The 20,714-nt window shown below is 59.7% G+C and carries 17 protein-coding genes and 1 tRNA gene; 14 read left to right on the forward strand and 4 right to left on the reverse strand.

Annotation, left to right across the window (positions count from 1 at the left end; translation table 11 throughout):
• The first annotated feature begins 5 nt into the window (after nucleotides 1-5).
• From folP to AC56DI_RS06875, 14 genes are all read left to right on the forward strand, one after another.
• A complete protein-coding gene (folP, locus tag AC56DI_RS06810; RefSeq protein ID WP_496345473.1) occupies nucleotides 6-854 on the forward strand; it encodes a dihydropteroate synthase in 849 nt (282 codons plus the stop codon).
• 15 nt (nucleotides 855-869) lie between these two features.
• Complete coding sequence (glmM, locus tag AC56DI_RS06815) at nucleotides 870-2,207, forward strand: phosphoglucosamine mutase (RefSeq protein WP_496345474.1); 1,338 nt, start codon at nucleotides 870-872, stop codon at nucleotides 2,205-2,207.
• A gap of 64 nt (nucleotides 2,208-2,271) precedes the next feature.
• Nucleotides 2,272-3,027, forward strand: coding sequence for a triose-phosphate isomerase (gene tpiA, locus AC56DI_RS06820; protein WP_496345475.1), 756 nt, complete (start codon nucleotides 2,272-2,274; stop codon nucleotides 3,025-3,027).
• A gap of 3 nt (nucleotides 3,028-3,030) precedes the next feature.
• Complete coding sequence (gene secG, locus AC56DI_RS06825) at nucleotides 3,031-3,417, forward strand: preprotein translocase subunit SecG (RefSeq protein WP_496345476.1); 387 nt, start codon at nucleotides 3,031-3,033, stop codon at nucleotides 3,415-3,417.
• A gap of 7 nt (nucleotides 3,418-3,424) precedes the next feature.
• Nucleotides 3,425-3,509: transfer RNA gene (locus AC56DI_RS06830), tRNA-Leu, on the forward strand.
• A 297-nt stretch (nucleotides 3,510-3,806) separates the two neighbouring features.
• Nucleotides 3,807-4,265 (forward strand): ribosome maturation factor RimP, encoded by a 459-nt coding sequence (gene rimP, locus AC56DI_RS06835; protein ID WP_324519867.1) that lies wholly within the window; start codon nucleotides 3,807-3,809, stop codon nucleotides 4,263-4,265.
• 65 nt (nucleotides 4,266-4,330) lie between these two features.
• Nucleotides 4,331-5,812, forward strand: a complete 1,482-nt coding sequence (nusA, locus tag AC56DI_RS06840; protein ID WP_324519865.1) for a transcription termination factor NusA — start codon at nucleotides 4,331-4,333, stop codon at nucleotides 5,810-5,812.
• Nucleotides 5,813-5,837: 25 nt separating this feature from the next.
• A complete protein-coding gene (gene infB, locus AC56DI_RS06845) occupies nucleotides 5,838-8,345 on the forward strand; it encodes a translation initiation factor IF-2 (protein WP_496345477.1) in 2,508 nt (835 codons plus the stop codon).
• Nucleotides 8,346-8,452: 107 nt separating this feature from the next.
• Complete coding sequence (rbfA, locus tag AC56DI_RS06850; protein ID WP_422589246.1) at nucleotides 8,453-8,854, forward strand: 30S ribosome-binding factor RbfA; 402 nt, start codon at nucleotides 8,453-8,455, stop codon at nucleotides 8,852-8,854.
• 4 nt (nucleotides 8,855-8,858) lie between these two features.
• Nucleotides 8,859-9,776 (forward strand): tRNA pseudouridine(55) synthase TruB, encoded by a 918-nt coding sequence (gene truB, locus AC56DI_RS06855; RefSeq protein WP_496345478.1) that lies wholly within the window; start codon nucleotides 8,859-8,861, stop codon nucleotides 9,774-9,776.
• A 129-nt stretch (nucleotides 9,777-9,905) separates the two neighbouring features.
• Nucleotides 9,906-10,175: a 30S ribosomal protein S15 gene (gene rpsO, locus AC56DI_RS06860; protein WP_496345479.1), complete on the forward strand. Its 270-nt coding sequence runs from the start codon at nucleotides 9,906-9,908 to the stop codon at nucleotides 10,173-10,175.
• A gap of 228 nt (nucleotides 10,176-10,403) precedes the next feature.
• Entirely contained in the window at nucleotides 10,404-12,515 is a 2,112-nt protein-coding gene (gene pnp / locus AC56DI_RS06865) for a polyribonucleotide nucleotidyltransferase (RefSeq protein ID WP_496345480.1), read from the forward strand.
• Nucleotides 12,516-12,699: 184 nt separating this feature from the next.
• A complete protein-coding gene (gene rsuA, locus AC56DI_RS06870) occupies nucleotides 12,700-13,392 on the forward strand; it encodes a 16S rRNA pseudouridine(516) synthase RsuA (RefSeq protein ID WP_496345481.1) in 693 nt (230 codons plus the stop codon).
• 33 nt (nucleotides 13,393-13,425) lie between these two features.
• Complete coding sequence (locus AC56DI_RS06875) at nucleotides 13,426-14,844, forward strand: hypothetical protein (RefSeq protein ID WP_496345482.1); 1,419 nt, start codon at nucleotides 13,426-13,428, stop codon at nucleotides 14,842-14,844.
• Here the strand turns inward: AC56DI_RS06875 and AC56DI_RS06880 are convergent.
• From AC56DI_RS06880 to AC56DI_RS06895, 4 genes are all read right to left on the reverse strand, one after another.
• Nucleotides 14,841-16,286 (reverse strand): rhomboid family intramembrane serine protease, encoded by a 1,446-nt coding sequence (locus AC56DI_RS06880; RefSeq protein WP_496345483.1) that lies wholly within the window; start codon nucleotides 16,284-16,286, stop codon nucleotides 14,841-14,843. The genes AC56DI_RS06875 and AC56DI_RS06880 overlap by 4 nt on opposite strands.
• A 26-nt stretch (nucleotides 16,287-16,312) precedes the next feature.
• Complete coding sequence (locus AC56DI_RS06885; protein WP_496345484.1) at nucleotides 16,313-16,609, reverse strand: DUF2845 domain-containing protein; 297 nt, start codon at nucleotides 16,607-16,609, stop codon at nucleotides 16,313-16,315.
• Nucleotides 16,610-16,683: 74 nt separating this feature from the next.
• Nucleotides 16,684-19,599: a DUF748 domain-containing protein gene (locus AC56DI_RS06890; RefSeq protein ID WP_496345485.1), complete on the reverse strand. Its 2,916-nt coding sequence runs from the start codon at nucleotides 19,597-19,599 to the stop codon at nucleotides 16,684-16,686.
• Between the two features lie 68 nt (nucleotides 19,600-19,667).
• A complete protein-coding gene (locus AC56DI_RS06895; protein WP_496345486.1) occupies nucleotides 19,668-20,684 on the reverse strand; it encodes a class I SAM-dependent rRNA methyltransferase in 1,017 nt (338 codons plus the stop codon).
• Between the last annotated feature and the right edge of the window lie 30 nt (nucleotides 20,685-20,714).

The following is a 20,714-nucleotide window of genomic DNA, read 5'->3' on the forward strand; positions in this document are numbered from 1 at the left end:
TTTTCATGAGTGTGCAGTACTCAACCCGATTGCCTTGCGGCAATCGGGTTTTGGATTTGGCCCATCCACAGGTGATGGGCATTCTTAATGTCACCCCTGATTCTTTCTCTGACGGTGGACGCTTTCGCCAGCGCGATGAAGCCTTGCGTCATGCTGCCGCAATGGTTGCGGCAGGCGCCAGCCTGATTGATGTCGGCGGCGAGTCGACGCGCCCGGGGGCGTTGCAGGTTTCTGCAGATGAAGAGTTGCAGCGGGTGGCGCCGGTGGTCGAGGCCATCGCCGCTGAGCTCGATGTGATCATCTCGGTGGATACCTCGTGCCCGCAGGTGATGCGCGAGAGTGCGCGCCTGGGCGCCGGCTTGATCAATGACGTGCGCTCGCTACGCCGTGAAGGTGCCCTACAGGCTGCGGCGGAAAGTGGTTTGCCGGTGTGCCTGATGCACATGCAGGGCGAGCCTGAGACTATGCAGAAGAACCCCCATTACGATGATTTGCTGGCTGAAGTTCAGGCTTTCTTTGCTGAGCGCATGGCCGCGTGCGCGGCGGCGGGTATTGCCGCTGAGCGGATCATTCTGGATCCAGGCTTCGGCTTTGCTAAAAATCTGCAGCACAACCTGAGTCTGTTCAAGCATATGCAGGTGTTGCACGGCTTTGCCCGGCCGTTGCTGGTGGGTGTTTCGCGCAAGAGCATGATTGGTCAGGCCTTGGGGCGCGAGGTGGATAAGCGCTTGGCGGGTGGCTTGGCGCTGGCGGCGCTGGCGGTGGCCAAGGGCGCGTGCATTTTGCGTGTGCATGACGTGGCGGAAACAGTTGATTTGGTTCGTATGATCGCCGCAGTTGAAGCGGCGCAATAACAGGATAGGAAGGCTATGAGCAGGAAGTATTTTGGCACTGACGGCATTCGTGGGCGGGTTGGCGAGTTTCCGATTACGCCGGACTTCATGCTCAAGCTGGGGTGGGCTGCGGGCACAGCGTTTCGTAAGCACGGCGTCTGCCGTGTGTTGATCGGCAAAGACACGCGTATTTCCGGCTACATGTTTGAGTCGGCGCTTGAGGCGGGGTTGTCTGCAGCCGGTGCTGACGTAATGCTGCTGGGGCCGATGCCGACGCCGGCAATCGCTTATCTGACGCGCACCTTTCATGCTGAGGCCGGTATCGTCATTAGTGCCTCGCACAACCCGCATCACGACAACGGCATCAAGTTTTTCTCCGGCAAGGGCACCAAGCTGCCGGATGAGATTGAGTTGATGATCGAAGAGTTGCTCGATGCGCCTATGACCGTGGTGGATTCGGCCAAGTTGGGCAAGGTCTCGCGGATCAACGATGCGGCGGGTCGTTATATCGAATTCTGCAAGAGTAGCGTGCCTAGTAGTACCGATTTCGCCGGCCTGAAGATTGTTCTCGATTGCGCCCATGGCGCGGCCTACAAAATAGCCCCGAGTGTGTTTCGCGAGCTTGGCGCCGAAGTGGTGGTGCTATCAGCTCAGCCTAACGGGCTGAATATCAATGATCAGTGTGGTTCGACCCATATGCAGGCGTTGCAGGCCGCGGTCTTGTCGGAGCAGGCGGATCTGGGGATTGCATTCGACGGTGATGCTGACCGTGTACTGATGGTGGATCACACCGGGGCGGTGGTGGATGGTGATGAGCTGCTGTTCATTATCGCGCGTGACCTGCAGCAGCGTGGCCGTTTGCAGGGTGGTGTGGTTGGTACCCTGATGAGTAATTTGGGCCTGGAGTTGGCCTTGGCAGAGCTGCAGATTCCCTTCGTGCGCGCCAAGGTTGGCGATCGCTATGTGATTGCGGATTTGTTGGCGCGTGATTGGCAGTTGGGCGGTGAAAACTCGGGGCATCTGGTTTGCTTCCAGCACACCACCACGGGTGATGCGATCATTGCTGGCTTGCAGGTTTTACTCGCCCTGCGTCGTTGCGAGATGACACTTGCAGAGGCGCGTAGTGGCTTGCGTAAGTGTCCGCAGGTGTTGATCAATGTGCGGTTTTCCGGCGCGCTGGATCCGCTGGAGCATCCCGAAGTCAAGGCGGCCTGCGCCGAAATTACTGAGCACATGGCTGGGCGTGGGCGGGTGTTGCTGCGCAAGTCGGGCACCGAGCCGTTGTTGCGAGTGATGGTAGAAGGCGATGACGAGCTGCAGGTGCGAGCCTGTGCCGAGCAACTGGCAGCTGTCGTTACACAGGTATGTGCCTGATTCTCTTGCCAGTATTGGAAGTGTTGGGTAACATCTGCGCCCACTTTGATCGACGAGGTAGAGCATGCGTCGCCCTATGGTAGCTGGTAACTGGAAAATGCACGGTACCTGCGCCAGCGTGGCTGAGCTTGCTGAAGGTCTGCGTGATCTTGCCTTGTCGTCGGATGTAGATGTGGCTGTATTCCCGTCCGCTTTGCACATCAGTCAGGTAATGGCTGTTTTGCAAGGTGTGAGTGTTGCAGTTGGTGCTCAGGATTGTTCGGTAGAGCCGATGCCGGGAGCGCTGACAGGTGAAGTCTCTGCGAGTCAGTTGCAGGATGCCGGTTGTGCCTTGGTGTTGGTGGGGCATTCCGAGCGTCGTCAGCTTCTGGGTGAGACGGATGAAGTGGTTGCGCGAAAATTTGCAGCTGCTCAAGCCTGCGGTCTGGTACCGGTTCTCTGTGTGGGTGAGACACTTGCGCAGCGCGAGGCGGGTAAGACCTTAGAGGTTGTTTCGCATCAATTGGGTTGTGTGATTGATGAGTTGGGCGTTGGTGCGTTTTCGCGAGCTGTGGTGGCGTATGAGCCTGTTTGGGCCATAGGCACCGGGCTCACGGCGACCCCTCAGCAGGCGCAGGAAGTTCATGCGGCTATTCGTCTGCAGTTAGCGGCGGAAAACGCAGAAGTTGCCGCTGGGGTAAGAATTCTTTATGGCGGCAGTGTTAAAGCCGCCAGTGCGGTTGAATTGTTCGGTATGCCGGACATCGATGGGGGGCTTGTCGGTGGCGCCTCCCTGAATGTTGATGAGTTTGGTGCGATTTGTCGCGCCGCAGGGAATTAAGAGATGCTCGAAACTGTCGTGGTGGTGATTCATCTGTTGGGCGCCCTGGGTGTGGTTGGTCTGGTGTTGCTGCAGCACGGTAAGGGTGCGGATGCTGGTGCGTCCTTCGGTTCGGGTGCTTCGGGTACCGTATTCGGCAGTCAAGGTTCTGCTACCTTTTTGAGTCGAGTTACTGGTATACTAGCGGCGGTTTTTTTCATCACTAGCTTGGGCTTGGGCTTCTTTGCTAAAGAGAAGTCTGATGCGCTGACTGACGTAGGCTTGCCAGATCCGGCGGTTCTCGAAGTTCAGCAAAGCAAGCCAGCTGCTGGTGATGTTCCGGTTCTTGAGCAGCAAAAATCTGCAGTTAATCCTGCTGATGTTCCTGCGGTTGAAGAGGCGGGTAAGTAAGAGTTTTGCCGAGGTGGTGGAATTGGTAGACACGCTACCTTGAGGTGGTAGTGGCTTAGGCTGTAGGGGTTCGAGTCCCCTTCTCGGTACCAAATACAGAAAGGCCCGCGACATGCGGGTCTTTTTGTTGCTGTAGGGTTTGGTTGACCCTTGCGTGGGTTCAATCGTATAATCCTGCCCCAGCTTTTATGTGGGTTGGGATGCTCTGGTGAGCAGTCAGGCTTATGGCTTGATGACGCTTTCGCCAGTGCCCGCAGTCAGTTTTCGCGGAGCCCCTTATTAGGGGCTTTTTGTTAGCTGGATGATTAGCGTCGCCCTATTTTGGCGACGTTTATTGGGATGGGCGTTTCGCCCATTTTTTATTTGTACGACATGCACGAGGAGTTCAGGTGTCGAGCAAGCTAGAAGAGTTGCAGGCCATGCTGGCTCCAGCGGTTGAGTCGCTTGGCTACCAGTGCTGGGGTATTGAATTTCTGTCCCAGGGGCGGCATTCGCTGCTGCGGGTGTATATCGATCATGCGAATGGCATTTTGGTGGAGGACTGCGAGGCAGTCAGTCGCCAGATCAGTGGCATTCTCGATGTAGAAGACCCGATCAGCGCCGAATATACCCTTGAGGTTTCATCGCCTGGTATGGACCGGCCTTTGTTCAGTCTTGAACAATTTGCGCTGCATGCCGGCGAACAAGTGAAAATCAAGTTGCGCTCCCCCTTTGAAGGGCGTCGCAACTTTCAGGGGCTCCTTCGCGGTGTGGAGGAGCAGGACGTGGTGGTGTTGGTGGATGACCACGAATTCCTCTTGCCGATCGACATGATCGACAAAGCCAATATTATTCCCAGATTTGATTGAGACGCGGATCCCGCGGAGTACGCGGATTGCGTGGATCCAATGGATTGCGAAAGGCGAGGCGTACGATGAGCAAAGAAGTACTGCTGGTTGTTGAGTCGGTATCCAACGAAAAGGGCGTACCGGCCAGCGTGATTTTTGAAGCCTTGGAGCTGGCTTTGGCCACTGCTACCAAAAAGCGCTTTGATGATGAAGTCGAGTTGCGTGTGGAGATCAATCGCCACACGGGCAACTACGACACCTACCGCCGTTGGGCTGTGGTTGATGAGATTGACCAAGTCAATCCTGAGATCGAGCTGACGCCGGAAGAGGCTCAGGAAAAACAGCCTGGCGCCAAAATTGGCGATGTAGTTGAAGAGAAGATCGACTCCATCGAGTTTGGCCGTATTGCTGCACAAACAGCCAAGCAGGTCATCGTACAAAAAGTTCGCGAAGCCGAGCGCGCGCAGGTGGTGGATGCCTATCGCGAGCGCGTGGGTGAGATTGTTTCCGGTACCGTAAAAAAGGTTACCCGCGATAACGTGATCGTTGACCTGGGCAACAATGCTGAGGCCATGCTCGCTCGCGAAGACATCATCTCCCGTGAAACTTTCCGCGTCGGCGCTCGCATGCGTGCGCTGCTGAAAGAGATTCGCACCGAGAATCGCGGCCCGCAGCTGATCCTGTCGCGCACCGCGCCGCAGATGCTGATTGAGCTGTTTCGTATCGAAGTGCCGGAGATCGCTGAAGAGTTGATCGAAGTGATGGCGGCTTCGCGTGATCCAGGTTCGCGCGCCAAGATTGCCGTGCGCTCCAAAGACAAACGTATCGATCCACAGGGTGCTTGCATTGGTATGCGCGGTTCGCGCGTGCAAGCGGTATCCGGTGAGCTCGGTGGCGAGCGTGTTGACATCGTGCTGTGGGATGACAATCCGGCGCAGTTCGTCATCAACGCCATGTCGCCAGCTGAAGTGGTTGCGATCATCGTTGATGAAGACGCCCATGCGATGGATATCGCTGTGGGTGAAGACAATTTGGCGCAAGCCATTGGCCGTGGTGGTCAGAACGTGCGTCTTGCCAGTCAGTTGACTGGTTGGACCTTGAACGTGATGACCGAAGCGGACATCCAGGCCAAGCAGCAAGCTGAAACCGGCGACATCCTGCAGCGCTTTATCGACGAGTTGGAAGTCGACGAAGAGCTGGCCCAGGTGCTGGTTGAGGAGGGCTTCACCAGCCTGGAAGAAATCGCCTATGTACCGGTGGAGGAAATGCTCAGCATCGACGGCTTTGACGAAGACATCGTCAATGAGTTGCGCGCCCGCGCCAAGGACCGCTTGCTGACCAAAGCCATCGCTACAGAAGAAAAACTGGCAGACGCCCACCCGGCCGAAGACCTGCTCTCACTTGAGGGTATGGACAACGACTTGGCATGCGAACTGGCAGTGCGTGGTGTGATTACCCGCGAAGACCTGGCCGAGCAGTCGATTGACGACCTGCTCGACATCGACGGCATCGACGCAGAGCGTGCCGGCAAGCTGATCATGGCCGCCCGAGCCCATTGGTTCGAGTAGTAGTAGCGGCCTAGGAGAGAGATGCATGACGCAAGTCACGGTGAAAGAACTGGCCCAAGTGGTCGACACACCAGTGGAGCGCCTGCTGCAGCAGATGTGTGAGGCAGGTTTGCCGCACACTAGCGCCGAGCAAGTTGTGACTGACAATGAGAAACAGGCCTTGTTGGCCCACCTCAAAAGCAGCCACGGCGCGAACAAAGCTGAACAGCCGCGCAAGATTACCTTGCAGCGCAAAACCACCAGCACCTTGCGTGTTGCTGGCAGCAAGAGCATCAGTGTTGAAGTGCGCAAGAAGAAAGTTTTTGTTGAGCGCAGCGCTGAAGAAATTGCCGCTGAGAAAAAACGCGAGATGGATGAAAAGCTGGCTGCCGAAACAGCCAAGCGTCAGGCCGATAACGATGCTCGTCGTGAAGCCAGCGTAGCTGCCCAGGCTGCCAGCCAGGCCGGTACGGCTGCTGAAGCACCTGTTGTTGCCGCTGTTGCAAGCGCGCCGGTAGCACCTAGCGCGCCGGTATCGGTTGCCGCTGCTGCACCTGTTGAAGAGCGCAAGAAAGACGAGCTGCGTCGCCCAGACAAGCCGCGTAATGAAGATGCTGAGCGCCGTGATCGCAAGAACACTGCTCACCGTCCGTCCGTGCAGGCTAAAGAAAAAGTGCCTGCGCCACGCGTTGCACCGCGTACCACCGACGAAGAAAGCGACAGCTTCCGTCGTGGTGGTCGTGGCAAGGGCAAGCTGAAGAAGCGTAACCAGCATGGCTTCCAGAGCCCAACCGGGCCGGTTGTGCGCGACGTTTCGATCGGCGAGACCATCACTGTGGGCGATCTGGCTCAGCAGATGTCGGTCAAGGCTGCCGAAGTCATCAAGTTCATGTTCAAGATGGGCACTCCGGTGACCATCAACCAGGTGCTGGACCAGGAAACTGCCCAGCTGATCGCCGAAGAACTGGGCCACAACGTCAAACTGGTCAGCGATACCGCGCTGGAAGATCAGTTGGCTGAGTCGCTGAAGTTTGAAGGTGAGGCGTTCTCCCGTGCGCCAGTTGTGACCGTAATGGGTCACGTTGACCATGGTAAGACGTCCCTGCTCGACTACATTCGTCGCGCCAAAGTGGCCGCTGGCGAAGCCGGTGGTATCACCCAGCACATCGGTGCCTACCACGTAGAAACCGAGCGCGGCATGGTGACCTTCCTTGATACCCCGGGTCACGCCGCGTTTACGTCGATGCGTGCCCGTGGTGCCAAGGCGACCGACATCGTGATTCTGGTGGTTGCCGCCGACGATGGCGTGATGCCGCAAACCATCGAGGCCGTTCAGCACGCCAAGGCTGCTGGTGTGCCGCTGGTGGTTGCCGTGAACAAAATCGACAAGCCGGGTGCCGATCTTGATCGCATCCGCAGCGAACTGTCGGTGCACGGCGTAACGTCTGAAGAGTGGGGCGGTGACACGCCGTTCGTTTCCGTCTCGGCGAAAGTCGGTACTGGCGTTGATGAACTGCTGGAAGCGGTATTGCTGCAGGCCGAGATTCTCGAACTGAAAGCCACTCCGTCTGCGCCTGGTCGTGGTGTTGTCGTTGAGTCGCGCCTGGACAAGGGCCGTGGCCCGGTGGCTACCGTGCTGGTTCAGGACGGTACTCTGCGTCAAGGCGACATGGTTCTGGTTGGCTCCAACTACGGCCGCATCCGCGCCATGCTGGACGAAAACGGCAAGGCCATCAAAGAAGCGGGCCCGTCGATTCCGGTCGAAATTCTTGGTCTGGACGGTACCCCTGAAGCCGGTGACGAGCTCAGCGTACTGGCCGACGAGAAGAAAGCCCGTGAAGTGGCGTTGTTCCGTCAAGGCAAGTTCCGCGAAGTGAAACTGGCCCGTGCTCACGCCGGCAAGCTGGAAAACATCTTCGAGAACATGGGTCAGGAAGAGAAGAAGACGCTCAACATCGTCCTCAAATCCGACGTCCGTGGTTCGCTGGAAGCCTTGCAGGGCGCCTTGGGCGGTCTGGGTAACGATGAAGTGCAGGTCTGCGTAGTGGGCGGCGGTGTCGGTGGTATCACCGAGAGCGATGCCAACCTGGCCCTGGCTTCCAAGGCAGTACTGTTCGGCTTCAACGTGCGTGCCGATGCCGGCGCGCGCAAGATCGTCGAGCAGGAAGGTCTGGATATGCGTTATTACAACGTCATCTACGACATCATCGAAGACGTCAAGAAGGCCCTGACCGGCATGCTCGGCAGCGACGTACGGGAGAATATCCTGGGTGTGGCTGAAGTGCGTGACGTGTTCCGTTCGCCGAAGTTTGGCGCGATTGCCGGCTGTATGGTTATCGAAGGTGTTGTGCACCGTAACCGTCCGATCCGCGTATTGCGTGAGGACGTGGTGATCTTCGAAGGCGAGCTGGAGTCCCTGCGTCGCTTCAAAGACGATGCCTCCGAAGTGCGTAACGGCATGGAGTGCGGTATCGGCGTGAAGAGCTACAACGACGTCAAGGTTGGCGACAAGATCGAAGTGTTCGAGAAAGTCCAAGTGGCCCGCAGCCTCTAAGCCGCGCGCTGTACAACGCAACGCCCGGTCCGGCTTTTGTCTGGCCGGGCGTTTGCCGCTTTCAGACTGGCGGGTTTTGCCCGTTGGTCGGTGACAGGTAACAACAGATGGCAAAAGACTACAGCCGTACCCAACGCATTGGCGACCAGATGCAGCGTGAGCTGGCCCAGCTGATCCGTCGTGAAATCAAAGACCCGCGCGTCGGTCTGGTGACCATCACCGCCGTGGAAGTCAGCCGGGACGTCGGCCACGCAAAGATTTTTATCACCGTCATGGGTGAAGACAGCGCCGAAGACATCGCCCAGAACCTCAAGGTGTTGAACGACGCGTCTGGTTTCCTGCGCATGCAGCTTGGGCGCGCCATGCAGCTGCGCAATGTGCCGCAATTGCACTTCCACTATGACGCCAGCGTCATGCGCGGTGCGCATCTGTCGGCATTGATCGAGCGCGCCGTGGCTGAAGACAATCAGCACGCGCCGGATGTGGCTGAGACCAAGGCGGAGGAATAAGCGCGTGGCTCAGGTTAAGCGTATTCGTCGTAACGTCAGTGGCATCATCCTGCTCGACAAGCCGAAAGGCTTTAGCTCCAACGCCGCTTTGCAGAAGGTGCGTTGGCTGCTGAATGCTGAGAAAGCCGGGCATACCGGCAGCCTCGATCCGCTGGCTACCGGCGTGTTGCCGCTGTGCTTTGGTGAGGCGACCAAGTTTTCCCAGTATTTGCTGGATGCCGACAAGGGTTATGAAACCCTGATGCAACTGGGCGTCACCACCACCACCGCGGACGCCGAAGGCGACGTGCTGGAGGAACGCGAAGTAACCGTTGGTCGTGCCGAAATCGAAGCGGCCCTGCCGGCGTTTCGCGGCCCGATCAGCCAGATCCCGCCGATGTATTCAGCCCTCAAGCGTGATGGCCAGCCGCTGTACAAGCTGGCGCGGGCCGGTGAGGTGGTGGAGCGCGAGCCGCGTTCTGTTACTATCAATCGCCTGGAATTACTGGCTGTGGATGGCACTCAAGCGCGTCTTGATGTGGCCTGCAGCAAGGGCACCTATATCCGTACCTTGGTTGAAGACCTGGGCTATGTGTTGGGTTGTGGCGCTCATGTGGCTGAGCTGCGCCGCACCCAGGCCGGGCCGTTCAGCCTGGCGCAGACGGTGACCCTGGAGCAGCTTGAGCAAGTGCACGCCGATGGCGGCAACGAGGCTGTTGATCAGTTTCTGCTGCCCTCTGACAGCGGTCTGGAGCATTGGCCGTTGGTGCACTTTACTGAGCACAGCTCGTTCTACTGGCTGCACGGGCAACCGGTCCGTGCGCCGGACGCGCCGCAGTTCGGCATGGTCCGGGTGCAAGATCACAACGGTCGCTTTATCGGTATCGGTGAAGTGAGCGAAGACGGGCGTATAGCGCCGCGTCGACTGATTCGGTCAGAATGACCGTAACGAGCCGCTGCTCGCTTTGGCGAATGGTGGTTCGATATTGAGGGTGGCTGTTAATAGGCGCGGTCACATCTCATTTTTAAATACGGGGAGTAGTCCCTGGCCTGTTACCTAAAGGAGCCCATCATGGCACTTAGCGTTGAAGATAAAGCCCAAATCGTAGCTGAATACCAGCAAGCTGTTGGTGACACTGGTTCGCCGGAAGTGCAAGTTGCACTGCTGACCGCCAACATCAACAAGTTGCAAGGTCACTTCAAAATCAACGGTAAAGATCACCACTCGCGTCGTGGTCTGATCCGTATGGTTAACCAGCGTCGTAAGTTGCTGGACTACCTGAAGGGCAAAGACGTTGCTCGTTACACCGCCCTGATTGCTCGCTTGGGTCTGCGTCGCTAATACGACGTTGTTGAGGTTGGTGGTCGCTCGTTTAGTGCCCTGTTGCTGCTCGCAGCTGCAGGGGGCTATCTGGTCGGCCTCCAGCCTCAAGTTTTATCTGGATAGCGTTCGGGTCCGATTCCCGCAGTTACCCACAAATCTTGCACTACCCCGCTGGGCACTTAGCTGTGTAACCGCTAGCGTGCAGCAAACCGATTTCCCCAAGGCAAAAAAGAAGGTAACAACACCGTGAACCCGGTTATCAAGAAATTCCAATTCGGTCAGTCGACCGTAACCCTCGAGACTGGCCGTATCGCCCGTCAAGCCTCCGGCGCTGTGCTGGTCACCGTCGATGACGACGTCACCGTACTGGTTGCCGTTACCGGCGCCAAGACTGCTGACCCAAGCAAAGGCTTTTTCCCGCTGTCCGTGCACTACCAGGAAAAAACCTACGCAGCCGGCAAGATCCCTGGCGGTTTCTTCAAGCGTGAAGCGCGCCCGAGCGAAAAAGAAACCCTGACCTCGCGCCTGATCGACCGTCCGATCCGTCCGCTGTTCCCGGAAGGCTTCCAGAACGAAGTGCAGGTCATCTGCACCGTGGTTTCCACCAGCAAGAAGACCGATCCGGACATCGCTGCGATGATCGGTACCTCGGCTGCCCTGGCGATCTCCGGCATCCCGTTCAACGGCCCGATCGGTGCAGCGCGCGTAGCTTTCCACCCGGAAACCGGCTACCTGCTGAACCCGACTTACGAGCAGCTCAAGGCCTCGAGCCTGGACATGGTCGTAGCCGGCACCAAAGACGCCGTACTGATGGTTGAATCGGAAGCCAAAGAGCTGACCGAAGACCAGATGTTGGGCGCCGTACTGTTCGCCCACGACGAATTCCAGGCCGTGATCCAGGCTGTGACCGAGCTGGCTGCCGAAGCCGCCAAGCCGACGTGGGACTGGTCCGCCAAGCCTGAGAACACTGCACTGCTGAGCGCTATCCGTAGCGAATTCGGCGAGGCGATCTCGCAGGCGTACACCATCACCGTCAAGCACGAGCGTTATGGCCGTCTGGGCGAACTGCGCAATGAAATCGTTGCCAAGTTCGCAGGCGTTGAAGGTCAACCGACCGCTGGCGAAGTGAAAGATGCCTTCGGCGAAATCGAATACCGCACCGTGCGCGAGAACATCGTTAACGGTAAGCCGCGTATCGATGGCCGTGACACCCGTACTGTACGTGGCCTGAACATCGAAGTCGGTGTTCTGGACAAGACCCACGGTTCGGCGCTGTTCACCCGCGGCGAAACCCAGGCGCTGGTCGTTGCCACCCTCGGTACCGCCCGTGACGCCCAGCTGCTCGACACCCTCGAAGGCGAGCGCAAAGACCCCTTCATGCTGCACTACAACTTCCCTCCGTACTCGGTGGGCGAGTGTGGTCGCATGGGCGCTACCGGCCGCCGCGAAATCGGTCACGGTCGTTTGGCCCGTCGCAGCATCGCGGCCATGCTGCCTGCTGCTGACGTGTTCCCGTACACCATCCGTGTTGTGTCGGAAATCACTGAATCCAACGGTTCCAGCTCCATGGCTTCCGTTTGCGGTGCTTCCCTGGCACTGATGGATGCCGGTGTGCCGATGAAGGCACCGGTTGCGGGTATCGCCATGGGTCTGGTTAAAGAAGGCGAGAAGTTCGCCGTTCTGACCGACATCCTCGGCGACGAAGACCACCTGGGCGACATGGACTTCAAAGTAGCCGGTACCGCCAATGGCGTTACTGCGCTGCAGATGGACATCAAGATCCAGGGCATCACCGAAGAGATCATGGAAATCGCCCTGAATCAGGCCCTGGAAGCACGCCTGAACATTCTCGGTCAGATGAACAAGATCATCGCCACTTCGCGCACCGAGTTGTCGGCTAACGCTCCAACCATGATCGCGATGAAGATCGACCAGGACAAGATTCGCGACGTGATCGGCAAGGGTGGCGCAACCATCCGTGCCATCTGCGAAGAAACCAAGGCCTCGATCGATATCGAAGACGACGGTTCGATCAAGATCTTCGGCGAATCCAAGGAAGCGGCCGAGGCTGCGCGTCAGCGCGTCCTGGGCATCACCGCGGAAGCCGAGATCGGCAAGATCTACATCGGTAAGGTTGAGCGCATCGTCGACTTCGGTGCCTTCGTTAACATCCTGCCGGGCAAAGACGGTCTGGTGCACATCTCGATGCTGAGCGACGCTCGTGTTGAGAAGGTTACCGACGTGTTGAAAGAAGGCCAGGAAGTGAAGGTTCTGGTTCTCGACGTCGACAACCGCGGTCGCATCAAGCTGTCGATCAAAGACGTTGCTGCTGCAGAAGCGCAAAACGCCAGCGCCTAATCGCGCAAGTGGCTAACGGAAAAGGGCCCTTCGGGGCCCTTTTTCATGCCTGCGATTTAGTACAATGCGGCCGAACTGCAATGATTGGCGCAGACGCGCGTACGCATAAGTTGCGCATCCTCTATGTACCCCCGGCTGGATTAACGTTCTAGCGCACCCTGAATCAAGCGAGAACCCCTTATCCATGCGCCTCGATAAATACATTGCCCAAACGACTGACCTATCGCGCGCCTTGGTGAAGTTGGCCTTAAGAAATAAACGAGTTCTGGTCAATGGCGAGCCGGTAAAAGACGCCAGCTTGCATCTAGCCCCGAGCGACAGCGTGCAGCTTGATGGTGAGCGGCTCAGCCCGGTCGGGCCGCGCTATTTTATGCTGCACAAACCGCTTGGCTACATCTGCGCGACTGTCGATAACGATCACCCCACGGTGCTTGAGCTACTCGATGAGCCGAACCAAAAAATCCTGCACATTGCCGGTCGCCTCGATATCGACACCACGGGACTGGTATTGATTACCGATGATGGCCAGTGGAGTCATCGTGTGACTTCGCCGCGGCATGACTGTGAAAAAACCTATTACGTTACCCTGGCAAATGATTTGGTCGCCGATGCCGAGGCAAAGCTACAGGCTGGCATCTTGCTCAAGAATGAAACACAGCTGACCAAACCCGCCACGCTGGAACGTCTATGTCGCAACGAAGTGCGCCTGACGATTAGCGAGGGGAAATACCATCAAGTAAAAAGAATGTTTGCCGCACTCGGCAATAGAGTCGTCGAACTGCACCGTGAGCGTATTGGCGCTATCACGTTGGACGATGCACTGGCCGTGGGGCACTATCGGCCATTGACGGAAGCGGAAATCCAAAGCATCCAGTAATCGCTACAGGCTAAAAAAACAAGGACGTATGCAATGGACAAGACCCACTGTCACTACCACCCGGCGCAGCCGGCCACCTGGCATTGCCCGGTTTGTCCGCGCGATTACGGCGATTGCTGCCTGCCACAGAATGCCGACGCCACTGATGATGACCCCCGCTGCCCGTTATGCCGTGGTGCGCTGACTTTTCTCGGTGCTGCCAACAGTGCGCAGCCGTTCTGGGAACGAATTTCCACGTTTTTCCGGTACGCCTTGCAGTCGGGACCGCTGGCGTTTGCCGGCTTGCTAACGCTGGCCAGCCTGTTTATGCCCAACTCGAAAATTCTCTGGATTGCCCTGCTCAGCGTGGCGACCAAATACCTGCACAGCGTCATCGAGGCCAGCAGCCAGGCGCTGCAGGAGGCGCCGAGCTTGCAGAGTGCCTTTGTTGGCGAAGGTTTTGGCCTGTTCTTCAAACAGCTGGCGGTGTTTCTCCTGGCGGGTGGTGCATTGTGGCTGGCCGCTGACTTTGACAGTGAGGCGCTGTTCTGGGGCGTCAATCTGCTGATCATGTTGGTGATGCCCGCCAGCATCATTCGTCTGGCCCTGGATAAAGAGCTGGGCGCGGCCCTTAGCCCGGAGTTGGTGGGCCAGGTGATCAAGGCCATGGGCTGGCGTTACCTGATCCTCTGGGTCTTCCTGTTTATTCTCTGGCAATCGCCGAACTACGTGACCTTTATGCTTTCCCATGGTTTGCCACGGGTGGTGCTGATGCCGGTTGCGGCGGGGTTGTTCGCTTATTTTGCCGTGGTGATGTGCGCCATGATGGGCTACGCGGTGTTCCAGTATCAGGGCGCTCTGGGCTACGTGATCGCCGACGAAAGCCGGCAGAACCATTTCCCGGCGGCGGAATATGCCCGGCGCAAGGCGCTGGCCGAGGCTGAGATACGCCTCAAGGAAGGGCAGAGCGAGCATGCGCTGGAGATTCTGGCGACGGCGTTGGAGCGGTCGGCCGACGACCTCAAACTCAATGAGCGCTTTCATCAACTGCTGTTTGGCTTGCAGGCTCGCGATCGTTGCTTGCGCCATCTGGCCCATTACCTGCCGCTGGCGGCGCGTCAGACGCCAGCCCTGGCCGCCACGGCGCTGCTCAATGCGCGGCAACTGCAGAGCGACTACCTGCCCGACGATGCGTTGTTATGCGAGCAGCTGGCGGGCGCCTTGCTGGCCAGGCACAAGACCCGCGAGGGTCTGAGTCTGCTGCGAAACCTGCATCAGCGCTTTCCGGATTATCCACACATTCCTCGGGCTTACCTGCTGGCGGCGCGGGGCTTTGCCGAAGGCCTCGGCCAACTGGAGCCGGCGCGGCAGTTGCTGGGGTTTATCCGCCAACGGTACCCGGCTTCGCCGTTGTTGGGCGAGGTGGCCAGCCTGGAAGCCATCATCACCAAGTTGGCGGCTGTTCCCTCTTAACTCAGCTGGGCGCGCAGCAGGCCAATTTGCGCGGCCTGCTCGGTTGCCGGGTAGGCCTGCTGGAGAAAGGCGGCGAGTTCGCCCAGTGCACGCGGTTGCTGGCGGGCCAGTTGTTTGGCCAGCGCCAGGGTCAGGACCGGCAGCTGCGCTGGGCGTAGCGCACCCTGGCTGAGTTTGCGCCAGGCGCCGAGTGCCCGAGCCGGCTCCTGGGCACGCAATAGACTCTGCAGCAGGTGTAACTGAATGGCCGGGTGTTGCAGCAGTTTGGCGTCAGCGGCCTGGCTGTCATCGGCCAGCTTTTGCAACAGGGCGAGCTGACCGCTGCCGACGGGCAGGGCAAACAACTGCTTGAGTACGGCGCTGAGTAGGGCTGAGTCCTGGCGGCTCTTGGCGACCGGATAGAGGCGCTCGAGCAGGGCCAGGCGCGCCGGGTAGCGACTCAGCAGGTCGAGGCCGCGGCTGGCGGCCTGGTCCAGGGCAAAACTGCCGATCAGCGCATCCAGGGCCGCCAGCTCCCGTTTGAATGGCGCGTCCGGGTCTTCCTTCAGTAGGAAGCTCTCATCCACCTTCAATCCGCCGAACTGGCGTGGCAGCCACACCAGCACAAAGCCGGCGACCAACCCGCCCAGGTGGGCATAGCGGTTGACGTTGTCGGCGCTGAGCATGCCGAGCAACTCCTTGCCCATCCACAGCGGCAAAATCCACAGCGCCGGTGCGCGGAAGTAGCCAAACAGTGGCCCCAGCCAGTAGAAGAAGTTGATCCGCCGCAGGCCGTAGACGCCCAGGTACATGCCCATCAGGCCGGAGACCGCCCCCGAGGCGCCGATACCGGTCTGCCAGGACGGCTCGAATACCCACCAGAACAGGTGCGAGGCCATACCGCTGACCAGGTAGAGGCTGAGAAACATCCAGCGGCCCAGGGCTATTTCCAGGGCAAAGCCGAAGATAAACAGGAACACCATATTGCCCAGCAGGTGATCGCTGCTGCCGTGCAGGAACATCGCCCCAAACAGGCCCTGCCAGGTGAACTTGGCCGGCACGAAGCCAAAGCGATAATTGCTGATGCTATCGCGGGCCGCTTCGGCGGGCGCGCGGGCGGCCTGCCAGGCGGGATCGGCCAGATAGTCTGAGTTACGGTGCAGCTGCTGCTCGAAGCGCAGGTCCTGCAGGATCATGATCGCCAGGTCACTTTGCCGTTGGCGCGCGAGGGCCTTTTGCTGGTCGGCGTCTAGCTCATGTTCGGCGCTGAAGGATTGGATAAAGGCGTTTTTTTCACGGCTCAGCAGGCCGGCATCAAGGTAAGTGCTTACGGCCTGTTCTTCCCGTGCCGGGTCGTTGCCCTGGTAGGCGAAGTAGATCAGGGTGTTGAGCACGATCAGCAGCAGGGTGATAACCGGTGGACGTTTCCAGTCCAGGGGGTGTTCGGCGGGCAGAATCAGCATCGGGGACGTCCGTGTCTGGGCGGCGTTTATTGGCCGCGTTTGCTTTCAACCTTGATCAGGCGGTTGGCTTCGAAGCGCAGGTAGTAATACATGCCGTTACGTGGGCCGTAACTCCACTCCTCAATGGGCACCTGGGTCGTGCCTCCGTAGTAGTCGATGACCTCGCGGTAGCCAAGGAACTGGCGGGTGACCGGCTCGCCGCATTTGCTTTGTACTTCACTGAGGTGGTCGTCGCTGGTAATCATGCCGCTGCCGCAGCGCAGGGTGGCTGCTTGGCAGAGCGGGCTGAGCAGCAGGGCGAGAGCCACAAGGAGGATTTTCACGGGCTATCCAGGTTGTTGCGTGGGTTGCCAGCCTACACGGCAGCCCGCCGCCTGTCAGCGGCGGGCGCGGTGCTTTACTCAGCGCCCAGTTGCAACGCGCTGGCAATCCGGCCGTCGGTGTCGCTTTGGCCAATGGCGACATCCAGCAGGTAGATGCGTTGGTCCGGCAGGCCGCCCTTGTCGACCAGGTATTGCTTGATGCTGGCGGCGCGGGCCTGACTCAGTTGGCGCAACAGCAGGTCGCTGCGGCCCCAGGAGTCCAGCACCCCGGCGCGCAGTTTGTCAGCGCGCAGCTCGTCGTCCAGCTCGCGCCAGTCGGCCGGGGGTTGTTGCTTGAGGCGCGCCCGGTAGATGCCTTCGAGCATGACCATTTTCTCGTCTTCAGGCACGTCGAGGGCGCTGGCGTCGGCCGGCACCTGATCGCCGCGGCGCTGCAGGATCTTGTAGTACGTGCTTTGGTATTCACGCTGCAGACGCTGTTCGGCCAGCAGTGGGCCGTCGCTGGCCTGGGCGCTGACGCCCTGGACCTCCAGGCGCAGCACCGGGCGCTCCTTGAGGGCCGAGGCCAGGGTGTCGAGGGTGCCGCGTGCCTGCGGGTCCAGTTCGCTGCTGCCGGCGCTGAATGGCACCCGGTCCATGTTCACCTCGTCGCCGCCGCTGACCAGGCCGCCGATAAACTTGAACGGCGCCTGGGCCGCACGTAGCACCAGATTGCGCAGGGTTTGCCAGACAATCGGCATGACGCTGAACTGCGGGTTGTTGAGATCGCCGGAGATCGGCAGTTGGATATCGATCTTGCCTTCAGTGTCCTTGAGCAGGGCAATGGCCAGGCGGATCGGCAGATCGACGGCGTCAGGGCTGTCCACTTTTTCGCCGAGTTCTAGTTGCTCAAGCAGCACTTTGTTTTCAGCGGTTAGTTGTCCTTTTTTGATCTGGTAATGCAGGTCGATATTCAGGCGACCCTTGCGGATGCGATAACCGGCAAACTTGCCCGAGTAGGGCGTCAGCGTCGTCAGTTCAACCTGCTTGAAACTCACCGCCATGTCCAGGCTGGCCAGCGGGTCGAAGGGGTTGAGGCTGCCGTTGATGGTGGCCGGTGCGTAGCGGTCGACCTTGCCCTGGATCGCAACCTTGGCCGGTTTCGGTTGGCGACTGTCGATGCGGCCGATCTGGCCATTGAGCTGCTGGATGGCAGTGGCGAAGTCCGGCCGCAGGCTGAGATCGGCAAAGTTGGCCGAGCCGTCTTTCAGCGTGATACCGCCAATGACGATGCCCAGGGGCTTGCCTGGTGCGCTCTTGGCCGCCGCCGGCGAGGCCGGTGCGGCGGGTTGCGGGATCAACAGGTCGCTGACGTTGGTGCTGCGGTCTTCGTTGATGATAAAGCGCGTATAGGGCTGCTCTAAGGTGATCGCCTTGATCGCCAGGCTGTCACCGTGGCGGTAGTCGAGGCCCTGCAGGTGCAGTTGGCGCCACTTGAGGAAGTCCCGCGACTTGAGGGTGTCGAGGGTATGCAGCTGGTTGATGCGCGTATCGCCGCTGATGTTGAACGCCAGCGGTGCAGTGCTTTGCAGGTCGACAGCCAGTTCGCTGCTGAGCAGCCCGCTGCGCAGCTCCAGGCGGATAAACGGGTTGATATAGGCCTGGGCCAGGCGCAGGTCGAGGTTCTGCGTACTGGCCTGCAACTTGGCGCTGACGGGGTTGAGATTAACCTGACCGCTGAGGGCCAGCTTGCCCAGCTTGCCGACGCCGGTATCGAGCTTGAGGTCGAATGGCGACTGGTTGAGGCTGTCGAAATTTTGCAGGTCAAGGTTCAGCGGGCCGACTTCAACCTTCACTTCCGGGCTGACGCCGCGGTCGGCCAGGTGCAGTTGATAACCGCGCAGTTGCACATCCTTGAGCAGCACTTGCCAGGGTTTGGCGGGCTCGCTGCTGGCGTTGTTCGCGCTGGCGTCCGCTGTCTGGCTGGCGGCCGGTGCGGGCGCTTCTGGCTTGGCGAATAGGGTTTGCCAGTCGAGTTGGCCGTCGGCCTCGCGGGCGGCCCAGGTTTCCAAGCCTTGGCTGCGGATCTTGCCGACCACCACCTGCTGCTTGACCAGGTCCAGGCTGGTGTCGCTGACGTTCAGCTCGGCCAGTTTGACCAGCGGGCGGCCGTCGGGGGCTTTGATGGCAAAGGGCGCGAGGGCAAGGCTGAGGTTGCTCAGTTGCAGCTGGGTGCCGCCGGCCAGGCTCAGTTGATAGTCGGTGGCCAGGTTGAGGATGCCTTCCTGCAAATCCAGGGGCACGGCGTCGCGCACGTAGGGCCAGATGCCTTTGAGCTTGCCATCGCTCAGTTGCAGATGGCCGCTGGAGCTGATCGGGCTGAGGCTCAGAGTGCCTTGCCATTCGACCTTGCCGCCATTGGGGCCGGTGGCCTGCAGGCTCAGTTCGGCATTGTCGTCGGGCAGGGTGCTGAGATTGTTGAGGCTGAGGTCGAGGCTGTCGTAGATGAATTCGATCGGCTCGCTCGGACGCAGGTCTTCAAAGTGCAAGGCGCCGCCAGCCAGAACAATGCGCTCGATGCGCAGCGGGAAGGGTTCGCTGGGCTCTGCGGGCTCAGTCGTGGCAGGGCTCGGGGGCAACTTGAACAGCTGGGCCAGGTTGAGCTGGCCGTCCTTGCTGAACAGCAACTCGACCTTGGCGCCGTTGAGTTCGACTTTGGCCAGGTGCAGGGCGCCGGTCCATAGACTGTCCAACTGCAGGTCGGCATACAGCTGAGCAAAGCCCAGCTGCGCCTTGTCGGCCTCGCCCAGGTGCAGGCCCCACAGGCTCAGCTCCAGGCTGAACGGGTTGAGCTGCACGCGCTCCAGTCGCGCCGGGACGTTGCTGAGCTGGCTCAGCTGCTGGTTGATGACGCGCAGGGCAATCCCGGGGAGGATCAGAAAGCCCAGCAGGCTGTAGAGGGTAACGGCGATCAGCATGGCGCCCAGGGCGCGTTTCAATCCTTTGTGCATGGCAGGCGCATCTATCTCGGCTGTAGATGGCCTTGAGTATGGCATGCAAGGGCTGAAATTTGCCTGATCTATAGCTGCAGAATCAGGGTTTTCAGGGGCGGCTGGCCGTCCAGCGAAGGGAAGTCAGAGGCCGGCGCCAGCACTTGGCAGTCACGCACCGGGCGGCCGAGTTTGCTCGCGCAGCGCAGCACCTGCTCGCGCCAGTCGGCCATGGTCACCTTCGCCAGGTTGTTGCAGCAGATCAGCACGCCGTCTTCGGCGGTGGCCAGCAGCGCCGGCTTAAGCAGGCTCTGGTAGTCGCGCAGCAGGTCGACGGTACCAAAGGCGCTCTTGGCCCAGGCTGGCGGATCGAGCAGCACCAGGTCGAACTGACGTTGCTGCAGGCGCGGATAACTTGGCAGCTTCTGCCCGCGACGTTGGGCAATCGGCAGGCCGGCCAGTTGGCGAATGGCTGGGAAATAGTCGGACTGGATAAATTCCATGACCGGCAACTCGGGGTTGAGCAGGCCGTTTTCCTGGCCGACGGCCAGGTTGCCTTCGGCAAAATCCAGGTTGCACACCGCGCTGGCGCCACCGGCCGCCGCAGCCAAGCCGACGCCGCAGGTGTAGGCGAACAGGTTGAGCACCGACTTGCCGCCGCTGTGCTGTTTGACCCAGCCGCGGGCATTGCGCAGGTCGAGAAACAGCAGCGGGTCCTGGCCGGGATGGCGCCCGCGTACCCGGTAATTAAGGCCCCATTCATGGCCGATCAGATCGTCCAGTGCAGCCGGTTCGGCCGCGTAGATCGGGTCGCTGCGGTCGATGCGCGAATTACCCTGGCTGCGGTCGTTGTAGACCAGTAGCAAGGGCTGATTGAGGTGCGCGCTGATCAGCTCATGGGCGCTCAGCACTTCATCGCGGCTGAGTTGTTGGTGAAAGGTCTGCACCAGCAATTGCGGGCCGTAGCGGTCGATGGTCAGGCCGCCAGCACCTTCCTGGCTGCCATGGAACAAGCGGTAACAGTCGGTGCCTTGGTGGTGCAGTTCAGCCAGCAGGGCGTCGCGGTTGGCGAGGGCGGCGCGCAGCGCCTGATTCAGAGTGGACATGCGCGCGGCCTCGAAATGGGGGCGGGAGTT

Source organism: Pseudomonas sp. BGA-UO-ETr-WB11, assembly GCF_059567785.1.

Bases quoted from the DNA above. Each gene is read 5' to 3' on its own strand.
- infB (WP_496345477.1), top strand. From the start codon at position 5,838: ATGACGCAAGTCACGGTGAAAGAACTGGCCCAAGTGGTCGACACACCA.
- AC56DI_RS06895 (WP_496345486.1), bottom strand. From the start codon at position 20,684: ATGTCCACTCTGAATCAGGCGCTGCGCGCCGCCCTCGCCAACCGCGAC.
- tpiA (WP_496345475.1), top strand. From the start codon at position 2,272: ATGCGTCGCCCTATGGTAGCTGGTAACTGGAAAATGCACGGTACCTGC.
- AC56DI_RS06875 (WP_496345482.1), top strand. From the start codon at position 13,426: ATGGACAAGACCCACTGTCACTACCACCCGGCGCAGCCGGCCACCTGG.
- rpsO (WP_496345479.1), top strand. From the start codon at position 9,906: ATGGCACTTAGCGTTGAAGATAAAGCCCAAATCGTAGCTGAATACCAG.
- AC56DI_RS06880 (WP_496345483.1), bottom strand. From the start codon at position 16,286: ATGCTGATTCTGCCCGCCGAACACCCCCTGGACTGGAAACGTCCACCG.
- rsuA (WP_496345481.1), top strand. From the start codon at position 12,700: ATGCGCCTCGATAAATACATTGCCCAAACGACTGACCTATCGCGCGCC.
- rbfA (WP_422589246.1), top strand. From the start codon at position 8,453: ATGGCAAAAGACTACAGCCGTACCCAACGCATTGGCGACCAGATGCAG.
- glmM (WP_496345474.1), top strand. From the start codon at position 870: ATGAGCAGGAAGTATTTTGGCACTGACGGCATTCGTGGGCGGGTTGGC.
- AC56DI_RS06890 (WP_496345485.1), bottom strand. From the start codon at position 19,599: ATGCACAAAGGATTGAAACGCGCCCTGGGCGCCATGCTGATCGCCGTT.
- nusA (WP_324519865.1), top strand. From the start codon at position 4,331: ATGAGCAAAGAAGTACTGCTGGTTGTTGAGTCGGTATCCAACGAAAAG.
- secG (WP_496345476.1), top strand. From the start codon at position 3,031: ATGCTCGAAACTGTCGTGGTGGTGATTCATCTGTTGGGCGCCCTGGGT.
- folP (WP_496345473.1), top strand. From the start codon at position 6: ATGAGTGTGCAGTACTCAACCCGATTGCCTTGCGGCAATCGGGTTTTG.